Below are 14081 nucleotides of genomic sequence, written 5' to 3' on the forward strand. Positions count from 1 at the left end.
GCCGGGCCGGGCCGGCGGCCTGACGGGCGGGGACAGGTGCGGGATGACGCTCAGCTCGTACGGCAGGCCGTCCGGCGGGACGCGGTGGAGGCCGAGCAGGATCCGCCACACGCCGGGCTCGGGTTCGCCGGACAGGTAGCCGGGGGTGGCCCAGGCGGGAGTGATCGTGTATTCGGAGCGGGCGCCGCCGGACCAGCCGCGGAAGCCCAGCGGCCCGTGGCAGCCGAGGTCCAGCACGCCCGCGGAGCGGTCGTAGGAGAGCCGGACGGTGAGACCGCGGGCGTCGGCGGGCAGTTCGAACGGGACGTCGTGGACGGGGGCGGTGAGGCGGTCCTCCAGCGTCCAGCGGCCGGTGACGCGCAGCGCCCTCATGCCTGGCCCGCCAGCCGGCCGTCGCGGTAGACGAGGGCGCGTCCGCGCCGGGGGACCGCCCAGGCGGCCGTGCCGACGGCGGGCTCCCGGCCTTCGCCGACGACGGCCTGGACGAGGTGGTCCGGGCCTTCCAGGGTGACGAGGGTGGTGGCGCCGAGGTTCTCCAGGACGGCGACCTCGCCGGGGAAGCCGTCGTCCCGGCGGGTGGCCGACAGGTCGGTGTACTCGGGACGCACGCCGTACACGATCGGCTCCCCCTCGGGCAGGTCGCCGGGGGCGGGCAGTGCGGCCCCCGCCACGTGGAGCACGCCGTCGCCGGCCCTACCGGGCAGCAGGTTCATCGGGGTCGAACCGATGAAGGAGGCGACGAAGGTCGTGGCGGGCCGGTGGAAGATCTCGGCCGGGGTGCCGACCTGGACGATCCGCCCGGCGTCCATGACGGCGATCCGGTGGGCCAGCGCCAGGGCCTCGCCCTGGTCGTGGGTGACGAACACGGTGGTGACGCCGAGCTCGTCCTGCAGGCGTTTGAGGAAGGTGCGGGCCTCCAGGCGGAGCCGGGCGTCGAGGTTGGACAGGGGCTCGTCGAACAGGAACACCCGGGGGCGGCAGGCGACGGCCCGGGCGAGCGCGACCCGCTGCTGCTGGCCGCCCGACAGCTGCCCGGGGCGCCTGCCGAGCAGTCCGGTCAGGCTGAGCCGGTCGGCGACCTCGGCCGCCCTGGCCTCCCGCCGGGCGCGGGGTGTCTTCCTGATCCGCAGCGGGTAGGCGATGTTGGCGGCGACGTCCATGTGGGGGAACAGGGCGTAGTCCTGGAACACCATGGCGACGTCGCGGCGGCCGGGCGCGAGCGTGGTCACGTCGGTCCCGCCGATGCCGATCCTCCCGGAGGTGGGGGTCTCGAGGCCGGCGATGCTCCGCAGCAGCGTGGTCTTGCCGCAGCCGGAAGGGCCCAGCAGCGCGAAGAACTCGCCCTCCCCGATGTCGAGGTCGAGGGAGTCGAGCGCCCGCACTCCTCCGGGGAACACCTTGGTCAGGCCGTGCACGGAGATCACCGCTTGATCCCTCCATGGAAGCGGAAGCCGTACCTGCTGCTGACGAACAGGTACATCAGTACCACCGGCAGCGAGTAGAGCAGGGAGAACGTCGAGACAAGGGAGAGGTTGGGCTGGCCGCCCTCGGTGTAGAGGGTGTAGAGGACGACCGAGCCGGGGGATTTCTCCGGGTCGCGCAGCAGGATGTACTGGAGCAGGAAGCCGCCCCACACGTTGGCCACGGCCCACACCGCGATCGTGGCCAGGCCCGGCCGCACCACCGGGACGACGATGTGCCGCAGGATCTGCAGCGGCGAGGCGCCGAAGACCCGCGCGGACTCCTCGTAGGAGGTGGGGGTGGCGTCCATGAAGTCCTTCAGGATGAAGATGGCCGCGGGGAGCAGGCCGCCGGAGACGGTCAGGACGACCCCCAGATGGGTGTCGACCAGGTTCAGCCGGGTGGCCAGCTCGAAGATCGGCACCATCGCCGCGGTCCCGGTGACCACCGACGACAACAGCAGCAGCAGGTAGAGCAGCGCGTCGCGGCCGGGCACCCTGACCCGGGACAGGGCGTAGGCGGCCAGCGCGGCCAGGACGACCACGAGGGCCGCCGCGCCGCCCGCCTGGATGACCGAGTTGCCGATGGAGCCGAGCGCGTAGGGGTTGTCGAGGATGGCCCGGAAGTTGTCCAGCGTGAACTCCGGGAGCGACACCGTGATGGAGGGGTGCGCGTCGAACGGCGCCGAGGCCAGCCAGAGCATCGGCAGCGCGAAGAAGGCGGCGACGGCCGCGAGGAGGACGGCCGAGGCGATCCGGCCGAGCACGTGCGCGACGTGGCTCATCCGGGGACCTCCCTGCGGTCGCGGAGCAGGCGCAGGTAGGCCAGGGCGAAGACGAGGTTGATCACGAGGATGAGGAAGGAGACGGCGGCGCCGAAGCCGAGCTGCCCGTCGCGCAGGGCCACGTTGTAGACGTAGACGGGCAGGATCTCCGAGCGTCCCTCGGGGCCGCCGGCGGTGAGCAGGAAGGGGGTGAAGTCGTTGAACGTCCACAGGCTGGTCAGCAGCACGTTGGTGAGGACATGTCCCTTGATCCGGGGCAGGACCACGTCGCGCAGCTGCTGGAAGGCAGACGCCCCGGCCAGGCGGGCGGTCTCCAGATGGGACGGAGGCACGTTCTCCAGGGCCGCGGAGTAGAGCATCATCGAGAAGGCGGTGCCCCGCCAGGTGTTGAACACGATGATCGACGGCATCGGGTGGTCGAGCAGCCAGGCCGCGCCGGGGGTGCCGAGCAGGGCGTTGAGCGTGCCGCCGTCGCGGTCCAGCAGGGCGATCCACAGGAACGCCACCACCGAGCCCGGCAGGATCCACGACAGCAGCACCAGGGCCTCGACGAGCCGGCGTACGGGGCCTCGCCGGTCGCGCATGATCCACGCGAGGGCGAATCCCAGTCCCGCCTGCCCGATGATCGCCGACCCCAGCACGAACTGCACGGTCAGCCAGACCGAGTCCCGGAACCGCCCGTCGCCCAAGGCGGTGGTGTAGTTGCCGGCCCCCACCAGCCGGGGGTCCGCCGCCGCCGGCCCGGTCAGCCGGTAGTCGGTGAGCCCGAGGTAGACGGTCCATATCGCCGGGAACACCAGGAAGACCCCGATGAGCACGAGCGCGGGCAGCGCGAACGCGACCGCCCGCCCGCGCCCCAGCCCCGCCGCGTCAGTCGGAGATGTTGCCGGAGCCACCGACCAGCCTCTCCACCTTGGCCCGATAGGCGGTGGCGGCCTCCTGGACGGGCTTGCCGGAGACGACGTCCGCCGTCGCCTCCTGCAGGGCCGCCGACACCTGGGGGTAGACGGCCAGGCCGGGGCGGTAGACGGTGATCGGCAGGACCTCCTCGGAGACGAATCTCAGCATCGGGTCGGCGGCGAGGACCTCGGCGTTGACGTCGGAGCGGGAGGTGACGCGGGCGGCTCCGGCCAGTTCGGCCTTGACCGCCTCGGCGGAGTGCATGAAGGACAGCAGCTCCCATGCCTGCCGGGGATGTTCGGAGAAGGGGTTCAGCACCCGTACGGCCCCGCCGGACATGCTGACGAAGTCCTGGCCGCGGACGCCGGCGCCGGGCCGCTTGGCCGGGATCCTGGCGTAGCCCACCACCCGGTCGCGCTCGGCCATCGGGGCCACGCCCGTCTTGGGGTCGACCACCGCCCGCCAGAAGTAGTCGCCCTCCGCCAGGATGCCGATCCTGCCGTCGGCGAACTCGGCGAAGGACTTGTCGCGGCCCTTGGCCTCCTGCTGGAGCTTCGGGTCGCCCAGGCCGCCGGAGTAGATCTGCCGGTAGAACTCCAGCACGTCCTTGACCGCCTGCGAGGAGCCGGCCCACTTGCCGCCGGTGTAGATCTCCGTGCCGGTGCCGGCCAGCAGGGGCAGCGCGCCCTGCATCGTGGTCGCCTCGCCCATCGCGGTGCCCGCGTTGATCTGGATCGGCGTCACGCCGGGCAGTCTCCTCAGCGCCGCGCCCGCGTCGAGGATCTCCTGCCAGCTCTTGGGCTGCCAGGGCTCCGGCAGGCCGGCTTTCCCGAACAGGTCTCTGTTGTAGTACAGGACCCGTCCGTCGGTCCCCTGCGGCAGCCCGTACTTCTTGCCGTCGAAGATGCCCAGGCCCTGCACGGCCTGGGGGATCTGTTTCCACCCCTCCCACGTCTCGACGGCCGTCCCGCCCAGCTCGGTGAGGGGCTTGAGGTATCCGGCCTGGGCGAACTCCCCGACCCAGATCCCGTCGAGGTCGATCACGTCGGCGCCGGTCCTCGACTTCAGGTCCAGCGCGACCTTGGTCTTGTACTGCTCGTCGCCCACGCCGTTCGGCTGGAACAGCACGCGGACCTCACGTCCCGCCGCCTTCTGCGCGGCCTCGAACCTGGGGATGACCCACTGTTTGATCCATTCGGCGGCTGCCGTGTTCTTGCCGCCGGAGATGGCGTTGGCGGTGATGGTCAAGGTGACGCCGTCCTTCCCGGCGGGGGTGCCGGAGCCGCAGGCGGGCAGCGTGAGGACGGCGGTCGTCAGTGTCGCAATCAGGACAGGTCGGTGGAAGAGTCTCACGGTGACCTCTGCTGGGTGGAGGCATGTCACGACAACTCGACGATTACACGGGCTTACTCGGGCGTAAAGATTCAATGATCCGGCCGGAGGGGGTTCGCGCTGAGCTGATCCAGGGAAGTGCATGCAGCACGGCAAGATGAGTAAGGTCGGGCCTTAAAGGACCGCACCTTTGGAGGGAGTCGCGTGGGATCGCACAGGGACCTGCCCGCCGGCATGGTGAATCACATCTTCACGAACAGCGGCATTTCCTCGTTCACCGAGTTCGTCGGCTCCTACGCGCCGGACTTGTTGCCCGGCCGAAACGAGACCCTGGCAGCCCCGGTCGGCGACCGGATTCCACACGCCACCACGATCGTCGCGGCGACCTGCGCGGGTGGCGTGGTGATGGCCGGTGACCGCCGGGCGACCTCGGGGAACATCATCTCCCAGCGGGACATGGAGAAGGTGTTCCGCACCGACGACTACTCGTGCATGGGCATCGCCGGGGCGGCGAGCACCGGCATCGAGATGGCCCGGCTCTACCGGGTCGAGCTTGAGCACTACGAGAAGATGGAAGGCCGCACGCTCTCCGTGGCGGGCAAGGCCAACCGGCTCGCCACCATGATCCGCGGCAATCTCGGCATGGCGATGCAGGGCCTGGTCGTGGTGCCGCTGTTCGCCGCCTACGACCCCGAGATCGACGGCGGCCGGATCTTCGGCTATGACGTGGGGGGCGGCCCCTACGAGCAGCAGCAGTACCACTCGATCGGTTCCGGCTCGATCTTCGCGCGCGGCTCGCTGAAGAAGCTCTACCGGGAGAACGCCTCGCCCGAGGAGGTCGTGCTGGCGCTCATCCACGCCCTGTACGACGCTGCCGACGACGACTCGGCGACCGGCGGCCCCGACGTCACCCGTAAGATCTGGCCCGTCGTAGCGCAGATCACCGCCGACGGATTCCACCGTCTGCCCGACGAGGAGGTGGGCGGACACGTCCAGACCGTCCTCCAGGAGCGGATGAGTTCCCCCGACGGCCCCGTCGCCCCGCTGCGCTAACACGAGAGGATCACCCCAGGTGTCCATGCCTTTTGGATATGTCTCGCCCGAGCAGCAGATGCGGGACAAGGCGGACTACGCGCGAAAGGGGATCGCGCGGGGCCGTAGCGTCGTCGTTCTGCAGTACGAGCACGGCATCCTGTTCGTCGCCCCCAACCCCTCCCGGGCCCTGCACAAGATCAGCGAGATCTACGACAGGATCGGGTTCGCCGCGGTCGGCCGCTACAACGAGTTCGAGGCGCTGCGTCTCGGCGGCATCCGCTACGCCGACATCAACGGCTACAACTACGCGCGCGACGACGTCACCGCGCGCGGCCTGGCCAACCTGTACGCGCAGAACCTCGGCCAGATCTTCACCGAGTCGATGAAGCCCTTCGAGGTGGAGATCGTGGTGGCYGAGGTCGGCGACTCCTCCGACGAGGACCACATCTACCGTCTCACCTTCGACGGCTCGGTCTTCGACGAGACCGGTCTGGTGGCGATGGGCGGTCAGGCCGAGGCGGTGGCGGGCCGGCTCAAGGAGCGTTACCGCGACGGCCTGCCGCTGGCCGAGGCGCTGGAGGCGGCGCTGTTCGCGCTGACCGAGCCGGGCGGTGAGCGCTCCCCGGCCAGCCAGCTGGAGGTCGCGGTGCTCGACCGCAACCGGCCGCACCGCAAGTTCCTGCGCCTCGCCGGCCCGAGGCTGGAGCGCCTGCTGGCCGAGGGGGCCGCGTCGTCCGCGCCGTCCGGGGAGGCCGAGGCTCCGGCCACCGCCCCCGAGGGAGACGTCGACACCGGTTCGAACGGCTGATCGTCCACCGACGGAGCGTCGTCCCCCACGGGGGGCGGCGCTCCGTCGGTGTGACGTGGATCACTCGTCCAACGGACAACCGTATTCACGCCGCCGTCGTCGTATCGGACATGAAGCGCTCCCTGACGGCCGCCGCCGTGCTCTCCGTCGCCCTGGCCGTCGCGGTCCCCGCCGACGCCGCGGCGATCCCCGCCTTCCCCGTGCCGAAGATCTTCGGTACGGCGTTCCAGCCCGACCCGGGCCACGATTTCACCAAGCGCATCAGTTCCCGCAAGGACGGCGTCCTGCGCGGCTGGATCACCCATGTGGCCCCCGGCCAGGTGGAGTACGAGCCGATCAAGTGGGTGAAGGACAAATACAGCGAGGGCCACTTCGTGGGCCCGGCGGAGGGGCACGTCACCGCCTACGCCTCACCGGTCGCCAAGAACGTCGTCTTCCTCAGCGCCCTGGGCTGTTCGGCCACCCTGGCGGGCTTCACGGTGGACAAGCAGGGCCTGGGGAGCAAGCGCTGCTCTCGCAAGGCGTTGCTGACCAGGGCCAAGAAGTACCAGCGCCCCTCGCTGATCACGGTCTACCGTGGTGAGATCGTCAAGCTTCAGGAGATCTACACCCCCTGAGCCCTCCGAAGGGCGCCCTGCCGGCAGGCGGGGCCCCGCACGCGCGGCGAGACGCCCGCCTCATGATTTCGATCACACTTTTCCGGGCAGCCGAATCGGGGCCCCGGCGGCCTGCCGCGATGTGAACCACGCCCCGGCCAGGCCCGGCCCGGCGGCCACGGCCGCTCCCCGGCCCACGACGGCCGGACCGTCCGGGTCGCCGAGATCTTCGGGCCGGGCGGCGGCTGACGCGCCCGGGACGTCCGGGGGTCCGGTACGGCCCGCACCCCGGGGGACCCGGGTGTGAGCCGCGCTCGCGCTTAGCAGTTCATCGCCGGGGGCATAAGCCGTACGACCGAAAACCCCATTGATCCCTCCCGCAAGAGGGGTTCGGCGAATAGTGTGAGGCAATGGATCGTCGCATCTTCGGGCTTGAGAACGAGTACGGCGTCACCTGCACGTTCAGGGGGCAGCGGCGGCTGTCACCCGACGAGGTCGCGCGTTATCTATTCCGCCGGGTCGTCTCCTGGGGCCGATCGAGCAACGTCTTTCTGCGCAACGGCGCCCGCCTCTACCTGGACGTGGGCAGCCACCCCGAATACGCCACCCCCGAGTGTGACAACGTCGTGGAGCTCGTCACCCACGACAAGGCGGGGGAGCGCATCCTGGAGGGCCTCCTCGTCGACGCCGAGAAGCGGCTCCGCGAGGAGGGCATCGCCGGCGACATCTACCTGTTCAAGAACAACACCGACTCGGCCGGAAACTCCTACGGCTGCCACGAGAACTACCTGGTCGGGCGGCACGGCGAGTTCGGCCGCCTGGCGGATGTGCTCATCCCCTTCCTGGTGACCCGGCAGATCGTCTGCGGCGCCGGGAAGGTGCTGCAGACCCCCCGCGGAGCGGTCTACTGCGTCTCCCAGCGGGCCGAGCACATCTGGGAGGGCGTCTCCAGCGCGACCACCCGGTCGCGCCCGATCATCAACACCCGTGACGAGCCGCACGCCGACGCCGAGCGCTTCCGCCGCCTGCACGTCATCGTCGGCGACTCCAACATGAGCGAGACGACCATGCTGCTCAAGGTCGGCGCCACCGACCTGGTGCTGCGCATGATCGAGGCGGGCACGGTGATGCGCGACCTGTCGCTGGAGAACCCGATCCGGGCGATCCGGGAGGTCTCCCACGACATGACCGGGCGGCGGCGCGTGCGGCTGGCCAACGGCCGGGAGGCGTCCTCGCTGGAGATCCAGCAGGAATACCTCTCCAAGGCCCGTGACTTCGTCGACCGTCGCGGCGGCGACGAGACCAGCCACCGGGTGCTGGAGCTGTGGGAGCGGACGCTCGACGCCGTCGAGACCGGCAACCTGGACCTGGTCGCCCGGGAGATCGACTGGGTGACCAAATACCAGCTGATCGAGCGCTACCGCAAGAAGTACGACCTTCCCCTGTCGAGTCCCCGGGTCGCCCAGCTCGACCTGGCCTACCACGACGTGCACCGCCGCCGTGGCCTGTTCTATCTGCTGCAGAAGCGCGGCGCGGTGGAGCGGGTGGCCTCCGACCTGAAGATCTTCGAGGCCAAGTCCGTGCCGCCGCAGACCACCCGGGCGCGGCTGCGCGGGGAGTTCATCCGCAAGGCGCAGGAGAAGCGCCGCGACTTCACCGTCGACTGGGTCCACCTGAAGCTCAACGATCAGGCGCAGCGCACCGTGCTGTGCAAGGACCCCTTCCGCAGCGTGGACGAGAGAGTGGACAAACTGATCGCCGGAATGTGATGGTCACGCTTCGGCAAGATCGGTCTGCGGCTTAACTCATCCGTATGTCCGGGCGGGTAATGTGGCGCGAACCTGACGTCTGCTAGAGGGATATCTATGCGCCGCCGCAGCCTGGCCGTACTGGCCTCAGTGCCTTTGTTGTTCGCCGCAGCCTGCGGCTCCGGAGGGGGTGCCGGCACCGCTTCCGGCACCGCCTCCAGCAGCCCCGCCGGTGCGGCTCCGGCGCTGAAGGTGACGGGCGCGGCGAACGCGAAGCCCACTGTGGCCTTCCCCGCCAAGGTCGTCGAGACCTCCTCCTACCAGGTCATCACGCCCGGCACCGTCGGTGCCGCCGCCAAGGACGGCGGCAGCGTGGTGGCCAACTTCACCGTCTACACCTGGGACGGCAAGGAGAACAAGCTGGCCGGCTCGACCTACGACGAGGGCGGCCCGCAGCTCATCATGATGAACGAGCAGGTCCCCGCGATCCTGCGCAAGGGCTTCGCCGAGACCAAGGGGGGCGGCCGGTTCCTGTCCGTCGTCGGCAAGGACGCGCTGCCCGCCGAGCAGCAGGCGCAGGCGCCCGCGGGCCAGTCGCAGGTCTTCGTGGTCGACGTCGTCGGCGTCCCCGAGGGCAAGGCGGCGCAGGGCAAGGCGTCCGACCCGGGTGTCAAGGGCGTCGAGGTGGAGAACCCCGGCGGCGACGCCGCGCCCAAGCTGACCACCAAGACCAAGGAGAAGGCGCCCAAGGAGCTCGTCGTCAAGACGGTGATCAAGGGCACCGGGCCGGAGGTCAAGTCCGGCCAGTCGATCCTGGTCCAGTACGCCGGGAAGATCTGGGGCTCGGACCTCGAGTTCGACAGCAGCTGGGCGCGCGGCGCAGAGCCGATCATGTTCCAGATCGGCACCGGCAAGGTCATCAAGGGCTGGGACCAGGGCCTGGTCGGCGTCCCGGTCGGCAGCCGGGTGCTGCTGAGCATCCCGCCGGACCTCGGCTACGGCAAGCAGGGCTCCGGCGACAAGATCAAGGGGACCGACACCCTGGTCTTCCTCGTGGACGTCGTCGCCGCCTACTGACGGCTCCGGACGGACCCGGGCGACCCCGGAGGATCCGCGGACATCACGGAGCCCGGCCATGCGGACGCATGGCCGGGCTCCGTCTGTTACTGACAACTCTCCTAATAGGGCGTTAGGGTTGGCGCATCCCCGGCCTAGGGAGTCGCATGCGCGTCCCGCCACTGCTCGCCGCGTTCTCGCTCGTGCTGGTCGCCGCCTGTACCTCCGCCGGGGGGCAGGGCGGCCCGGAGATCGAGGTGCTCGGAGATTTCGGGGTGAAGCCGAAGGTCGTCTTCCCGGACGGCGAGCCCGCCGGCGACCTGCGGGTCCGCGAGCAGATGGTCGGCACCGGGAGCGTGATCAAGGGTGACGACCTGGTCGTCGCCCACTACACCGCGCACGTGTGGGACGGCGAGGACAACCGGTTGCTGGCCTCCAGCTTCAACCAGGGCGCTCCCGCCGCCTTCCCGCTGGGCCACTCCATCGCTGGGGTGGGCAAGGCCCTGCGGGGGCACAGGGTCGGCAGCCGTGTCGTGGCCGCCATCCCGCCCGGCGAGGGCTATGGACCCAACCCGCCCGGCGGGATGACCGCCGACGACGAGCTGTTCTACGTGGTCGACGTCCTGGGCGCCTTCCCGCCGGACGCCGCCGCCCGGGGCAGGGGCGGTGGCGGCACCCTCGCCGGGGTGAAGGTCGCCGGCGGTCCCGGCGAGCGCCCGGTCCTCACCCTGCCGCGTGAGCGGCCTCCCGCGCGGCTGCGGAGCAAGGTCCTCATCCGGGGCGCCGGCCCCAGGACCCAGGCGGGCCAGCTCCTGGTCACCCAGTACGAGGGCAGGATCTGGGGCAGCGGAGCCTCCGCCGACTCCACCTGGGAGGCGGGGCAGCCCAAGGCCTTCCAGATCGGCAACGGCAGCGTCATCCCCGGCTGGGACAAGGCCCTGGTCGGCGTCCCGGTCGGCAGCCGGGTCGCCGTGGTCGTCCCGCCGGGACTCGGCTACGGGAAGGGCCTGCCGCCGCTGATCAAGCCCACCGACACTCTCGTCTTCGTCGTCGACGTCCTCGCCGCCTACTGATCCGCGGGCACCGCCCGTTCGCCCTAGACTCCGGCTGTGAGCAGCGATGACCTCGGCACGGTGGCGGCCCTGCAGGATCCGGTACGGCGGGCCGTCTACGACTACGTCGCCTCCCAGGGGCATGAGGTGGGGCGCAACGAGGCCGCGGAGGCGGTGGGGGTGCAGCGGACCCTGGCCGCGTTCCATCTGGACAAACTGGTCGAGGTCGGGCTGCTGGAGTCGGGGTTCAAGCGGCTGACGGACAGGTCCGGGCCGGGCAGCGGCCGTCCGGCGAAGGTCTACCGCCGGGCGCCGGGGGAGTGGCAGGTCAACGTCCCGGCCAGGGACTACCGGACGATGGCGCGGGCGCTGGCGGAGGCGGTGGACCTGCTCGGCGGGGACGAGCAGGCCGAGCGGGCGGCACGGCGTGCCGGGGCCGGGCTGGCCGCGCCGGGGGAGGACCTCGGCGAGGTGCTGCGGCGGCGCGGCTACGAGCCGTACGAGGAGGACGGCCGGCTGCGACTGCGCAACTGCCCCTTCCACCTGCTCGCCGAGGAGCATCCGCTGCTGGTCTGCTCGATGAACCTCGCGCTCTGCCAGGGGATGCTCGAAGGGCTCGGCGAGGAGGGCGCGACGGCCCGGCTGGATCCCCGGCCCGGGGAGTGCTGCGTCGCCTTCTCCAAGGAGCATCTCTAAAAATAATAAGAGTTGACATAGAAGGATCCGGAATGGTCTGCTGATCGTCATGCACCTGGCCCAGATCAACATCGCCCACATGCGCGCGCCCAAGGACTCGCCCGAGCTCGCCGACTTCGTCGCGGCCATCGACCCCGTCAACCGCCTCGCCGACGCGGCCCCCGGCTTCGTGTGGCGGCTGGAGGGCGAGGGCCCCGGGGACTTCGTCGAGCACGACTACGGCGACCACCTGGTGATCAACTTCTCGCTCTGGGAGTCGCGCGACGCGCTGTGGGACTTCGTCTACCGCAGCGCGCACCTGGGCGTCCTGCAGCGGCGCAGGGAGTGGTTCCTGCGCGTGGCGGAGCCGTACACGGTGATGTGGTGGGTCCCGGAGGGGCACATCCCGGCGCTGGCGGAGGCGATGGAGCGCCTGGAGCTGCTCAAGGCGGAAGGTCCCACCCCGCGGGCCTTCACCTTCAAGGACTTCTACGACAGCAGCGAGGCCGCGTGGCGGCCGGCGGCGGCCGAGGCCAGGAAGTAGGCCAGGTCCTCCTCCAGGGTCCTGCCCATCGTCGACAGCCGCACCGGGGAGCCCCGGAGCGCCTCGTGGAGCCCGTCCACGGACACCGCCACCAGCTCGTGACGGGCGGCCAGCGGTTCGGACTGCTCGGCCACCCGCCTGCCGAACTCGCCCGGCAGCTCCGGCACGACGACCTGGGCCGGGGCCAGGGCGACCCGGCCGTAGGCGGTCAGCGAGTGGTGGGAGACGCCGATGTGGCGCTCGCGCCGGTCGCCCTCGCTGACCCGCAGCGCCGCGACCGGGCGTCCCCCCAGGACGGCGACGGCGTTGACCGCCTCGCCGGCCGAGACGCCGGAGAAGCCCCAGCGGGTGCCGGTGCCCAGGTTGCCCGGCCCCTGGGTGACGATCGCCACGTCGGCGCCCAGGACGTGSCGGGCCGCCAGCAGGCCCGTGTGCGGCGTCACGGCCTCCACGTCGCCGCCGAAGGCCTGGCCCACCGTGACCACCCCGCCCAGCCAGCCCGCCTCCCGGAGCTGGGCGCACGACATGGAGAACCAGGCGGGCAGCGCCCCGCCGTCGAGCATCACGTAGGCGACCCGGGGGATCCCCGGCCCCGCCTCTCCCGCCCCGGCCCCGGGCCCCGGGGGACGCGAGCCGTACAGGCCGCAGAGGATCGCCGGGAGCGCCGAGTGCAGGTCGGCGACGATCACCGGCATGCCGTCCAGGGAGTCGGCCTCGCGCAGCGCCTCGTGAAAGGGGGAGTCCTGCTCGTCGGCGCCGAGCACGGTGGTCTGCAGAGGGGTGTAACGTGCCTTCACCAGGTGTCCGGGGCCTTGCGGATCTTCTGGTAAACGGTCGGGGAGCGCCACCACCATGGCGTAACCTCCCGTACCGAGACCCATCGCGAGCGCGGTCGTGTTGAGCAGCACCACGTCACCGGGCTCCGGACGTCCCACCAGGGCGGGATAGGCCAGCGCACGCGCGCTGCCGTCCTCGGTGGTGACGTCGAGCTCCACCGCCCCCGGCCACTCGCGCCGGATCCGTACGACCTCGCCCCTGCGCCATCTGATCACGCGGGGAAGAGTAGCGTCACCTGGACGTAGAGTCACTTGAACAGGGAGGGAGGCCGGATGTCGCGCCGGAAGACCGAGCGGTTGCTGAACCTTGTGATCTGCCTGCTGGCCACGCGGCGGCCGCTCAGCGCCGAGCACATCCGCCAGGCGGTGCCCGGCTACGACGCCGCCAACGACGAGGCCTTCCAGCGGATGTTCGAGCGTGACAAGAACGAGCTGCGGGAGATCGGCATCCCGATCGAGGTCCACAAGGACCCGTGGGAGGAGGATCCGGGCTACCGGATCGTCCCGCAGGCCTACGAGCTGCCCGAGATCACCCTGGAGCCCGACGAGGCGGCCGTGGTGGGCCTGGCGGCCCAGGTGTGGCAGCGGGCCAGCCTGGCCGAGGCGGCCAGCGGGGCGCTGCTGAAGCTGCGCGCCGGGGGAGTGGAGACCGACGAGGCGGGCGGGATGCTCGGCAGCGCGCTGGAGCTGCGGGTCGACACCCAGGACCCGGCCTTCCCCGCGCTCTGGGAGGCCGTGCGCGACCGGCGCGTGGTCCGCTTCGCCTACCGGGCGGCGGCCAGCGAGAGCGTGCTGACCCGCACGGTGGAGCCGTGGGGCGTGGTCAGCCGCCGCGGCCGGTGGTACGTGGTGGGCCACGACCGCGACCGTGACGCGGCCCGGGCGTTCCGGCTCAGCCGGATCAGCGGCCCGGTCACGCCCGTGGGCCGCCCCGGGACGGTGGTGGTGCCCGAGGGCGTCGACATCAAATCGATGGTCGGCTACCGCGACGAGCCGGTCCAGGAGCGCACCGCCCTCATCCGGGTCCGCGAGGGCACCTGCCAGGGGCTGCGCCAGGTGGCCCGGGCCGTACGGCCCGGAACCGGCGGGTGGGACGAGCTGGACGTCGACTTCACCGACCCCGGGCGGCTGGCCGGATGGGTCGTCGGCTTCGCCGCCGACGCCGAGGTGGTCGGGCCGCCGGACGCCCGCGACGCCGTGATCTGCCGCCTGAAGGGGGTCCTGGCGTGACGGGCGGGGGAGCGGAGACCGGGC

General features: G+C 71.2%; 14 protein-coding genes and 1 pseudogene. 9 read left to right on the forward strand and 6 right to left on the reverse strand.

All coding sequences use genetic code 11. The features are described from left to right. The 5 genes and pseudogenes from CA984_RS35750 to CA984_RS35770 all read right to left on the reverse strand — a co-directional run. Positions 1-372: pseudogene (locus CA984_RS35750) on the reverse strand (PHP domain-containing protein); the annotation flags it as partial. Next, positions 369-1424 carry an ABC transporter ATP-binding protein gene (locus CA984_RS35755; protein WP_086577832.1) on the reverse strand — a complete coding sequence of 352 codons (1056 nt, stop codon included), beginning with the start codon at positions 1422-1424 and terminating at the stop codon, positions 369-371. The pseudogene CA984_RS35750 and the gene CA984_RS35755, both read right to left, overlap by 4 nt. After that, the gene (locus CA984_RS35760) at positions 1421-2245 is read right to left on the reverse strand and encodes a carbohydrate ABC transporter permease (protein WP_086577833.1); all 825 of its coding nucleotides are present in this window, start codon (positions 2243-2245) and stop codon (positions 1421-1423) included. The genes CA984_RS35755 and CA984_RS35760 overlap by 4 nt, the downstream gene beginning before the upstream one ends. Beyond that, on the reverse strand, positions 2242-3141 hold the full coding sequence (locus CA984_RS35765; RefSeq protein WP_086577834.1) for a carbohydrate ABC transporter permease: 900 nt from the start codon (positions 3139-3141) through the stop codon (positions 2242-2244). Before CA984_RS35765 ends, CA984_RS35760 begins: the two co-directional genes overlap by 4 nt. Next, a complete protein-coding gene (locus CA984_RS35770; RefSeq protein WP_086577835.1) occupies positions 3116-4498 on the reverse strand; it encodes an extracellular solute-binding protein in 1383 nt (460 codons plus the stop codon). Before CA984_RS35770 ends, CA984_RS35765 begins: the two co-directional genes overlap by 26 nt. 183 nt (positions 4499-4681) lie before the next feature. Between CA984_RS35770 and prcB the strand changes: the two genes are divergently transcribed. From prcB to CA984_RS35810, 8 genes are all read left to right on the forward strand, one after another. After that, positions 4682-5530: a proteasome subunit beta gene (prcB, locus tag CA984_RS35775; protein ID WP_086577836.1), complete on the forward strand. Its 849-nt coding sequence runs from the start codon at positions 4682-4684 to the stop codon at positions 5528-5530. Positions 5531-5555: 25 nt separating this feature from the next. Next, positions 5556-6320 carry a proteasome subunit alpha gene (gene prcA / locus CA984_RS35780; RefSeq protein WP_086577845.1) on the forward strand — a complete coding sequence of 255 codons (765 nt, stop codon included), beginning with the start codon at positions 5556-5558 and terminating at the stop codon, positions 6318-6320. A 110-nt stretch (positions 6321-6430) separates the two neighbouring features. Beyond that, positions 6431-6937 (forward strand): hypothetical protein, encoded by a 507-nt coding sequence (locus CA984_RS35785; protein ID WP_086577837.1) that lies wholly within the window; start codon positions 6431-6433, stop codon positions 6935-6937. 389 nt (positions 6938-7326) lie between these two features. Next, on the forward strand, positions 7327-8685 hold the full coding sequence (gene pafA, locus CA984_RS35790) for a Pup--protein ligase (RefSeq protein ID WP_086577838.1): 1359 nt from the start codon (positions 7327-7329) through the stop codon (positions 8683-8685). 96 nt (positions 8686-8781) lie between these two features. Next, entirely contained in the window at positions 8782-9741 is a 960-nt protein-coding gene (locus CA984_RS35795) for an FKBP-type peptidyl-prolyl cis-trans isomerase (RefSeq protein WP_086577839.1), read from the forward strand. Between the two features lie 146 nt (positions 9742-9887). Then, positions 9888-10793 (forward strand): FKBP-type peptidyl-prolyl cis-trans isomerase, encoded by a 906-nt coding sequence (locus tag CA984_RS35800; protein ID WP_086577840.1) that lies wholly within the window; start codon positions 9888-9890, stop codon positions 10791-10793. A 36-nt stretch (positions 10794-10829) separates the two neighbouring features. Continuing rightward, on the forward strand, positions 10830-11468 hold the full coding sequence (locus CA984_RS35805) for a helix-turn-helix transcriptional regulator (RefSeq protein WP_086577841.1): 639 nt from the start codon (positions 10830-10832) through the stop codon (positions 11466-11468). Between the two features lie 49 nt (positions 11469-11517). Then, a complete protein-coding gene (locus CA984_RS35810) occupies positions 11518-11991 on the forward strand; it encodes a DUF3291 domain-containing protein (protein ID WP_207621157.1) in 474 nt (157 codons plus the stop codon). On the opposite strand, the gene CA984_RS35815 is transcribed toward CA984_RS35810, so the two are convergent. Next, positions 11937-13043, reverse strand: a complete 1107-nt coding sequence (locus tag CA984_RS35815; RefSeq protein WP_086577843.1) for a DUF3866 family protein — start codon at positions 13041-13043, stop codon at positions 11937-11939. The genes CA984_RS35810 and CA984_RS35815 overlap by 55 nt on opposite strands. A gap of 57 nt (positions 13044-13100) precedes the next feature. On the opposite strand from CA984_RS35815, the gene CA984_RS35820 reads away from it, so the two are divergent. After that, positions 13101-14057: a helix-turn-helix transcriptional regulator gene (locus CA984_RS35820; RefSeq protein WP_086577844.1), complete on the forward strand. Its 957-nt coding sequence runs from the start codon at positions 13101-13103 to the stop codon at positions 14055-14057. Positions 14058-14081 lie beyond the last annotated feature (24 nt).

Origin of the sequence: Streptosporangium minutum, assembly GCF_002149035.1 — a bacterium.
Lineage (GTDB): Bacteria > Actinomycetota > Actinomycetes > Streptosporangiales > Streptosporangiaceae > Streptosporangium > Streptosporangium minutum.

What these genes read in the sequence shown, in the direction of transcription:
- pafA (WP_086577838.1), top strand. Translation starts at nt 7,327, where the DNA reads ATGGATCGTCGCATCTTCGGGCTTGAGAACGAGTACGGCGTCACCTGC.
- CA984_RS35785 (WP_086577837.1), top strand. Translation starts at nt 6,431, where the DNA reads ATGAAGCGCTCCCTGACGGCCGCCGCCGTGCTCTCCGTCGCCCTGGCC.
- CA984_RS35820 (WP_086577844.1), top strand. Translation starts at nt 13,101, where the DNA reads ATGTCGCGCCGGAAGACCGAGCGGTTGCTGAACCTTGTGATCTGCCTG.
- CA984_RS35760 (WP_086577833.1), bottom strand. Translation starts at nt 2,245, where the DNA reads ATGAGCCACGTCGCGCACGTGCTCGGCCGGATCGCCTCGGCCGTCCTC.
- CA984_RS35800 (WP_086577840.1), top strand. Translation starts at nt 9,888, where the DNA reads ATGCGCGTCCCGCCACTGCTCGCCGCGTTCTCGCTCGTGCTGGTCGCC.
- CA984_RS35810 (WP_207621157.1), top strand. Translation starts at nt 11,518, where the DNA reads ATGCACCTGGCCCAGATCAACATCGCCCACATGCGCGCGCCCAAGGAC.
- CA984_RS35795 (WP_086577839.1), top strand. Translation starts at nt 8,782, where the DNA reads ATGCGCCGCCGCAGCCTGGCCGTACTGGCCTCAGTGCCTTTGTTGTTC.